Origin of the sequence: Embleya sp. NPDC059213 (assembly GCF_042754445.1) — a bacterium.
In the GTDB taxonomy this organism is placed as follows: domain Bacteria; phylum Actinomycetota; class Actinomycetes; order Streptomycetales; family Streptomycetaceae; genus Embleya.
In genome coordinates, this window is the sequence record NZ_JBHZAV010000286.1 from 1 (window position 1) to 8333 (window position 8333).

The window sequence follows — 8333 nt, forward strand, 5'->3', positions numbered from 1 at the left end:
ATCGGGTAGTGCAGGATCGCCCCGTCGGCGGAGCGGAAGACGACGCCCTCCCCGTCGAATTCCACGTGCTGGTCCAGGAAAGACGCCCAGGACACGCCGAAGTGTCGACCGTGCCGGTAGGCCGACCGGTGTTCCCGGCCGAGTACGAGCGGGAGCGCACCGTCGAGCCGTAGATCGACCTGCGGCAACGACACCTCGCCGGTGACCGGGTCGACGGGATCCCCGCAGTCCTCGCGGGTGTTCTTCGGACGATCCTTCTTGCTCAAGTCGATCGGGTTCGGTGCGTCCGGTTCGGCGACCTTGGCGATCGTCGCCGCCTTGCTGCCGCCTCCGGTGAGCGCCGCCACTAGGAGGTCAGGCGCGGTGAGTCCGAGCGCCCGCGCCGGATCCTTGCGCCATTCGTCCCAGTTGAGCGCGCCCTTCGCGAAATCCAGCGGGTCGGTGAACGCTTTTCCGTAGCTCGATGCGATCTGCTGAAGATCCGTCAGGTAGGCACCGGGTTCGGCGTACGCCCGGCCCGGATTCAACATGGCGGCTGTTTGCACCAGCCCCAGGACACTGTCCTTGGCACCGCCGCCGAAGCCGGCGAGCGCGGTACTGACCGGGTCGCCACCGGACGGTGCGGCTTGGATGCCCTTGTCGATGCGCTCGGTGAACTCGTGCTGTGCGTCCTTGAGCCGTCCACGAATGCGCCCGAGTTCGTCCTCGGCGTCCTTCAGGCGTTCCCGGCCCAGATCCTTGTCAGGCAGCGACAAGCCCACGGCGCCGTTCGCCGCCGCTGCACGATCGACCTGCCACTGCGCTGACCAGGCCCGCGCCGCGTTGGCCTCGGGGATCACCCGCGCCGCGACGTCGGCTTGCGCCTGTCGCAACGCGCCCGCATAGCCACGCAGGGCGTTCGCCGCGTCGGTGAAGTGGCGGACCGCCTTGTCCATGGTCTTGGGCAGATCCTCCATCTGGCCGACAAAGCCCTTTGCCGCAGGTCCTCCCCACTCCTCCACCTTGGCCAGCGGTCGCATCCGAGCGGCCGATTCGGCGGACGAGGAGGAGTACAACGCAAAGGATTCGGCGAGCACTTCGAGGACACTCGGATCCCCCGGTATCAGGTCTGTGACGACCGGGCAGTCGGGGATGCTGTTGCCACCCACCTGAGCGGATCCCCTACCTCGCGACGGGCGCGGTGGGTGGCGGGACCGTGCCGGCGGGCGGTACCACCGGCCGGTTGGGCGCGAGCGGGTTCGGCGTTTGCGTGATGCCCGCGCTCCGGGATATCTGCTCGGCGGCGCCGGGCGGCGCCGGCACGAAGCCTTGCTTTGCCCGCAGCTCCGCCAACTCGTAGTTGGCCACTGTCTGTTGGAGGGCAGCCGCGATGGCGGATCCCTGCTTGACCACCACTCCCATGGCGTGGCCCCAGTCGTGGACGAAGCGCCGCACGCCGTTGGTCACCGGATCCGAGCCACAGCGCTCGACCCCTGCGGCGATCCGACCGTCGTCCTTCCAGATGCGATCCGCCACTTGGAGCGTCGCGATCAACGGGTCCACGGTCTTTCGCAAATGGTCCGTGGTGACCTCGAAGCCGCCGCCGCCACTGTCAGGTGCCTCGGCCATGAGGCCGCCCCCCAAGTGCTCAATCGAACGTAGATCCGATGACCTTAGCGGACCGGTTGTAGCCGGGCTGTCACTGGCGGCTCGGTGGAAGGCGGCACGGTGGGCACTGCGGGCAGGGCGGGTGCTCAGGTGGTGGGTGTGGAAGTGGTGTGTCGGACGCAGACGTTGGGTTCGACGTAGACGGCGTGGTCGTGGGTGAGGTTGCAGTGGACCGGGACGAGGGCGCCCGGGACCTCGATGTCGCCGTCGTGGTCGAAGGGGACGCCGGTCCATTGGTGCCATTGGGCGGGGGAGGCGCTGACCGTCATGGAGGCGGGGCGATGCGCTCGATGGTGCCGCCGGCCTTGACGTGTACGCGCAACCACGGGTCGGTGGGCAGCCGGTCGATCTCCTCGCCCCACGGCCGACCCGCCGAACCGCCGCCACCCCGCCGGACGTGCCGAGATGCCCTACTCTGAGCCACCATGTGGCCACGCATCGATGGACTGCGGGTGCTGGAACTCGGCACGCCGGGGCGGTTTCGGGACGACCTCAACGCTCTTGTCCTGGCGGGGAAGAAGACCGGGACCGCGGGACTGCTCGACGACTACCGGACCGAGGGCGAGGAGTTGGAGCACGTCGGTGAACGGCTGGTCGTGGTCGACAACGCCGGGGGCCGGTTGGTCGACATCGTCGTCACGAAGGTGGAGATCCGACCGTTCGGCGAGGTGGAGTGGGAGTTCGTGGACAGTGAGGGCGAGGGATTTCGGGACGTCGAGCACTGGCGGGAGGGGCACGCCCGATATTGGGGCGCCCAGGGCGTTCGGGTCGAGCCCACCACTCGGATCGTGTGCTTGAGCTTTCGGCAGTCGGCCGATTGAGCCCGTGCCGGAGGCCAAGCGGGGGCGGCGCGGGGGGTCGGCGCGAGGGTCAGTGCGGGCGGTCGCCCAGGATGGTGACGCGTTCCATGACGCGTCGGTGCGGGTAGTAGTCGCCGCTCGCATAGTGCTGGGTCGCCCGGTTGTCCCAGAACGCGACGGTGTTCGGGCGCCAGCGCAGGCGGCATTGGTACTCGGGGTGCCGGGCCTGGTCGTACAGGAAGGTCAGCAGTTCGCGGCTCTCGTCCTCGGGCATGCCCTCGATGTGGTCGGTGAAGATCCGGTTCACGTAGAGGAGTCGGCGTCCGGTTTCCGGGTGGGTGCGCACGACCGGGTGTGCGATGGCGGGGAACTCGCTTTGTTTGCGCGCCAGTTCCTCCGCGTTGAGGCGGGTGCCGAAGCTTTTGGTGAAGTCGTGTACGGCCCGCAATCCGACCAGGCGCTCCTTCGTCGCGGCGGTCAATCCGTCGTATGCCGCGCCCATGTCGGACCACAACGTGTCGCCGCCCACCTGCGGAATGTGCACGGCGCGCAGTACCGAACCCATCGGCGGCGTCGTCTCGAACGACGCGTCCGAGTGCCATACGTTCTCCACCGTCGGGGAGTCCGCACCGCGGGTGAACCGCACCACCTCGGGAGTCCCGTCGGCCTTGGGCAGGAACGGGTGCACCTCGGGGGTACCCCAGTGGCTCGCGAAGTTGCGGTGCTCGATTGCGGTCAACTGCTGGTCGCGGAAGAAGAGCACCTTCCACTCCAGCAGCGCGCGGTGCAACTCGGTGTGCAGTTCGGGGCTCAGCGGCCGGGCGAGGTCGACGCCGGAGACCTCCGCGCCGATGGTCGGGGTGCAGGGTGCGAGGGCGAACAGCTCGTATGGCGCGCTGGGGGCGAAGTCGCCGGTGGGGCTGAGTTCGCGCACCGGGACGGCGGAGACGCCGTTGTCGAAGACGGGGCGGGTGGGGGTGGTGTTGGTCATGCCTTTCCTCCGGGTGGTGGGTGGTGGTGGGTTGAGCTTCTGGCTTCGGTCGGGCGTGGTGATGGTGTGTCAGTCGAGTGCGGCGACGGCACTTCGGCGTTCGCTGCGGTTGGCCGTCCTGGGTTGGGGTCCAACCGACCTACGGCGTACGGGAGTTCGCGGCCAGTTGGCGGGGCGGGACGATGGTGTTGCGGTTCCGGTTCCGGTTTCGGGACGGACCGGGCGGCGATGTCGGGGCGACGGCAGGAACGTTGCGCGTGGGGACGGGGACGGTTCGGTTCGGCGCAAGACGGCATGGCCGCCGGTCGGGCGGCCGGTTCCCCGGGGTTCAGCGGCCGGCCGGGGCCAGGGCCAGGGTCGAGGGGCGGCTGGGGCCGGTCAGCATGGCCGCGCCGGCGTCGACGAGCTCGGCGACGTAGAGGTCGGTCGGGTCGGGCTTGTGGGCGGGGTCGCATTCCAGGCGCAGTTCGCGTTCGGCGAGCGCGTGCATGGCGAATCCGGCGAAGTGTTCCCAGCGGCGGCGGGCCACCCGGGGAGTCGGCGCGCCCTCGGACAGCGCGAGTGCGCGGTCGTTGAGCAGTTTCAACCCGGTGGCCCACGGGGTTGTCCCGAGGCCCTCGGGGCCGGGCGTGGCCACGTCGGGGTGGACGGCGTACGCAGCCTGTACACAGAACCGCAGGTAGTGACTCGCCCCGTCCTCGCCGGCCCGCAACTCGTCCATCAGCTCGGCGAGCGGCAGCACGAACGCCTCGGCCAGGGCGTATGGGTCGGTGGCGCGTCCGGCTCGGTCGTAGGTGTCGATGAGCCCGGTTCGGCGTGCGTCGATCCGGGACATGCGGTACTCGAAGATCGCGTCGACGAGCGCCTGTTGCGGACCGAAGTGGTACTTCACCGCATTGGTGTTGCGCTGTCCGGCCGCCACGGCGATCTCGCGTGCCGAGACCGCGTTGATCCCCTGCACGGCGAACAAACGCTCCGCCGTCACCATCAAGCGCAACCGGGTCGCGGTAACCGGACTCTCCATGCGTCGGACGTTAACGCAGATGCGTTAACCGTTCAAGAGGGCCGTCGCCTTCGCCGCCACCTTCGCCGTCGCCGCCGTCCTCCGTCGCGTCGCCGGTTGACCCCGGTTGCCGTGTCGTCGGGGTGGGAGGGGGTGTGTGGAATGGCTGACGTGATCTTGGGAGGAGGTGGAGGATGGTGTGATGAAGGCGTTTTGGTGGGGGACGGCCGGCGTCGGCGTCGTGGTGGCGGTCGGGTTGGTGGTGTGGGTGTCGGCTGCGGATCTGGAGCGGTCGAGTCAGGTGGCGGGCGTGATCGGTTCGGTGCTCGCGCTCGCGGCGCTGGGTGTTGCGCTGCGGCAGTTGGCGATGACGGCGCCGCCCGGTCCGGCCGTGGAGTCCGTGCAGGCGCGGGACGGGTCGGTGGCGGCGCGCGGAAGCGTACGCAACGCGCAGGCGCGTGACACCGCGCCCGGGGGCGCAGCGGGCCCGGGTACATCGCCGGCGGCCGGCCCGGGCATCTCCGCGACCGGCGGGTCGATCGCCGCCGGCGGGGACATCGACGGCGCAACGGCGCAACACGGCCCGTGACGGACGGGCACCGGGGACGAGGGGGCCCGAACCGAACCGGTCCGACGCCGGGTCCGGGGCCGGTTTCGGAGTCGGGAGCGGCGTCGGGACCGGTCACTTCCGCCGTTCAGGGGTCGATCGCGGCGGGCCGTGATGTGGTCGGCTCGGTGGCGGTGTACGCCGAACACGCCCTGCCCGCAGGGGCGTACGCGCCGATCCCCGACGGCGCTGCCACTGCCGCGCAAGGCGTGTCGAATATCCCCCGGACGGATCTCTTCGTCGGCCGCGAGAGCGAACTCACGGCGTTGGAGCGCGCGTTTGCCCGTACGGGCGAGGTCGTCGTTCGCGCGATGCACGGCCTGGGCGGCGTCGGCAAGTCGGCGCTCGCCGCGCGCTGGGCGGCGGGACGGCGCGAGCCGGTGCGGTGGTGGATCACCGCCGACAACGCGACCGCCGTCGATACGGGACTTGCCGCGCTGGCGCGGGCTCTGCAACCCGGACTGGCAGCACTACCCGCCGAGTTGCAGATCGAACGCGCGGTACGGTGGCTCGCCGATCACGATGGGTGGCTGCTCGTACTCGACAACGTCGAGAACCCCGCCCACATCCGTCCGCTTCTGGACCGCGCGCCGGGCGGCCGGGTGCTGATCACCACCCGCCGCGCGACCGGCTGGCATCACCACGCCACCACGATCCGGCTGGACACCCTCGAACCCGCCGATGCCGTCGACCTGTTCACCCGGATCCTCACCCATCACGGCTCACGCGCCACCGACCACGCCGACGCGGTGTGCACGGAACTGGGGCACCTGGCGCTGGCCGTCGAACAGGCCGCCGCGTACTGCGCCGAGACCGGCACCACCCCCGGCGCCTACCTCGACATGCTGGCCAAGTGGCCCGCCACGATGTTCGCCGCCACCAGCGAGGGTGGCGACTCGGCTCGAACCATCGCCCGGATCTGGCACCTGACCCTCGACCGCCTCACCGACACCCCGCTTGCCGGCGACCTGCTGCGCATCCTGGCCTGGTACGCCCCCGACCACATCCCCCGCGACCTCCTCCGCTCCCTCGCCGAACCACCCCGACTCGCCGCCGCCATCGGCCGACTCGTCGCCTACAGCATGATCACCGACAACCAGGACGGCACCCTGAGCGTGCACCGTCTCCTCCAAGCCCTCGCCCGCACCCCCGACCCGGACGACCCGCACCGCCGGCCGGAAGCCGTCGACGACGCCCGCGACCGTGCCACCACCCTGCTCGCGGCCGGCTTCCCCGGAGCCGTCGACCTGCCCGCGAACTGGCCCCGCTGCCGGGCCCTGCTCCCGCACACCGATGCCCTCACGCGTTCGCACCCCCCGGACCAGGACACCGTCGACACCACCCGTGTCCTCGACCGCGCGGCCGTCTACCGACAGGAACAGGGCGCGCCGGCTGCCGCTGCCCCGGCCGTGCAACGGATCCTCACCGCCCGAGAGCGCGTGTTGGGCACCGACCACCCCGCGACAGTGGCAGCCCGCAACAATCTTGCGATCGTGTACCAGTCGGTGGGTGACCTGTCCCGTGCGGTCCCGCTGCTCGAGCGCGCGTTGAGGGACGCCGAGCGGGTGTTGGGCGCCGACCATCCCGACACATCGACCTACCGGAGCAATCTTGCGGGCGCCTACGAGTCGGTGGGCCATCCGGCCCACGCGGTGCCGCTGTACGAACGGGCCCTGCGCGACCGGGAGCGAATGTTGGGCGCCGACCACCAGAAGACGTTGTCGTCGCGCAACAACCTCGCGTACGTGTACCAGTCGATGGGTGATCCGTCCCGTGCGGTCGTGTTGTTCGAGCGAGTGCTGGGGGACGCCGAGCGGATCCTGGGTCGCGACCATCCCGAGACGTTGGGTTTCCGGAGCAATCTTGCGAGCGCGTACGAGTCGGTGGGGGATCTGTCCCGTGCGGTTCCGTTGTTCGAGCGCGTACTGGGGGACGCCGAGCGGGTGTTGGGTGGTGATCATCCCGACACGTTGATCGCCCGCAACAACCTTGCGCACGGGTACCGGGAGACGGGCGCCCTGGCCCGCGCGCTGGCGCTGCACGAACAGACCGTGGAAGTCGCGGAGCGGGTGTTGGGCGGCGACCACCCGAGGACCTTGAGCTACCGCAGCAATCTCGCCTACACGTATCAGTCGGTGGGGGACCCGGCTCGGGCGGTACCCCTGTACGAGCGCACCCTGAAGGACCGCGAACGCATCTTGGGCCGTGATCATCCGGAGACGTTGAACTCCCGGAACAACCTTGCCGACGCGTACCGATCGATGGGGGATCCGGTTCGTGCGGTTCCGTTGTTCGAGCGCATCCTGGAGGACGCCGAGCGGGTGTTGGGCGCCGACCATCCCGACACGTTCGGTTTTCGGAACAACCTCGCGGGCGCGTATGAGTCGGTCGGGGATCCGGTCCGTGCGGTTCCGTTGTTCGAGCGCATCCTGGAGGACGCCGAGCGGGTGTTGGGCGCCGACCATCCCGACACGTCGGTGTACCGAAACAACCTGGCGAGTGTCTACCAGTCGCTGGGGGACCTGGCCCGCGCCGTCCCGCTGTACGAACGGACCCTGCGCGACCGGGAACGGATGTTGGGCGGTGACCACCCGGACACGCTGATCTCCCTCAGCCATCTCGCGGGCGCGTATCGGAGGGCGGGTGATCCGGGCCGAGCCGTTCCGCTGTTCGAGCGCTGCCTGGAGGACTGTGAGCGGGTGTTGGGTGACGACCACCCGCACACGCTCACTTCCCGCAACAACCTTGCGTACACGTACCGTTCGGTGGGTGACCCGGCCCGTGCGGTTCCGTTGTTCGAGCGTGCCCTGGAAGATTGCGAGCGGGTACTGAGCGCGGGGCATCCGATGATTGTGATGGTGCGGGCGAATCTGGAGCGGGCGCGCTGTTGCAACAGGGGGCAGGGTGAGGGCGGTTCGCTTGGGGCGCGGTCGCGGGGAGCGGGGCGAGGGTGACGGGATGGGGACACGTGCCGGATGGGGTCGTTGCGGCATGATGGGTCGGTTTGTCTGGTAGTTCTGGGAAGTGGGCGCCGGGGGCGGTTCGTTGGGCCGGTCGTGACGGTGGCGGTGGCTGTGACGGTGGCTGTGGCTGTGGTGGTTCGGGGGTGGGGTGTGTCGCAGGTGTGGAAGATGGCGGTTGTGGTGGTCGGGGTGGTGGTGATCGTCTCGACGCCGTTGTTGTGGTTGTCGGACGGTCCGGATGCGGGGCAGTTGGTGGGGGCGTCGGTTCAGGGGGCGACGGGGGTGGGTGCGTTGGTGTGGGCGCTGTTCCGGGAGCGGGCGA

Annotated in this window: 9 protein-coding genes; 3 read left to right on the plus strand and 6 right to left on the minus strand. The window is 69.9% G+C overall.

The features are described from left to right. The 4 genes from ACFXMF_RS45115 to ACFXMF_RS45130 all read right to left on the minus strand — a co-directional run. On the minus strand, nt 1–1148 hold a 1148-nt coding region (locus ACFXMF_RS45115), incomplete at its 3' end, for a DUF6531 domain-containing protein (RefSeq protein ID WP_380021209.1). A gap of 13 nt (nt 1149–1161) precedes the next feature. Beyond that, nucleotides 1162–1608, minus strand: coding sequence for a hypothetical protein (locus ACFXMF_RS45120; protein WP_360323653.1), 447 nt, complete (start codon nt 1606–1608; stop codon nt 1162–1164). A gap of 125 nt (nt 1609–1733) precedes the next feature. Further along, the gene (locus ACFXMF_RS45125) at nt 1734–1916 is read right to left on the minus strand and encodes a hypothetical protein (RefSeq protein WP_379990588.1); all 183 of its coding nucleotides are present in this window, start codon (nt 1914–1916) and stop codon (nt 1734–1736) included. Further along, entirely contained in the window at nt 1913–2074 is a 162-nt protein-coding gene (locus ACFXMF_RS45130) for a hypothetical protein (RefSeq protein WP_379990586.1), read from the minus strand. The genes ACFXMF_RS45125 and ACFXMF_RS45130 overlap by 4 nt, the downstream gene beginning before the upstream one ends. Between ACFXMF_RS45130 and ACFXMF_RS45135 the strand changes: the two genes are divergently transcribed. Beyond that, nucleotides 2073–2468: an ASCH domain-containing protein gene (locus ACFXMF_RS45135; RefSeq protein WP_360323655.1), complete on the plus strand. Its 396-nt coding sequence runs from the start codon at nt 2073–2075 to the stop codon at nt 2466–2468. The two genes, ACFXMF_RS45130 and ACFXMF_RS45135, sit on opposite strands and share 2 nt — an antisense overlap. Before the next feature lie 49 nt (nt 2469–2517). Here ACFXMF_RS45135 and ACFXMF_RS45140 read toward each other — a convergent pair whose 3' ends face one another. Beyond that, complete coding sequence (locus ACFXMF_RS45140; RefSeq protein WP_360323657.1) at nt 2518–3438, minus strand: TauD/TfdA family dioxygenase; 921 nt, start codon at nt 3436–3438, stop codon at nt 2518–2520. Nucleotides 3439–3766: 328 nt separating this feature from the next. Continuing rightward, nucleotides 3767–4462: a TetR/AcrR family transcriptional regulator gene (locus ACFXMF_RS45145; RefSeq protein WP_379990585.1), complete on the minus strand. Its 696-nt coding sequence runs from the start codon at nt 4460–4462 to the stop codon at nt 3767–3769. Between the two features lie 181 nt (nt 4463–4643). Between ACFXMF_RS45145 and ACFXMF_RS45150 the strand changes: the two genes are divergently transcribed. Then, the gene (locus ACFXMF_RS45150; RefSeq protein ID WP_360323661.1) at nt 4644–5030 is read left to right on the plus strand and encodes a hypothetical protein; all 387 of its coding nucleotides are present in this window, start codon (nt 4644–4646) and stop codon (nt 5028–5030) included. Between the two features lie 146 nt (nt 5031–5176). Then, entirely contained in the window at nt 5177–8002 is a 2826-nt protein-coding gene (locus tag ACFXMF_RS45155) for a tetratricopeptide repeat protein (protein ID WP_379990584.1), read from the plus strand. The last annotated feature ends 331 nt before the right edge of the window (nt 8003–8333 follow it).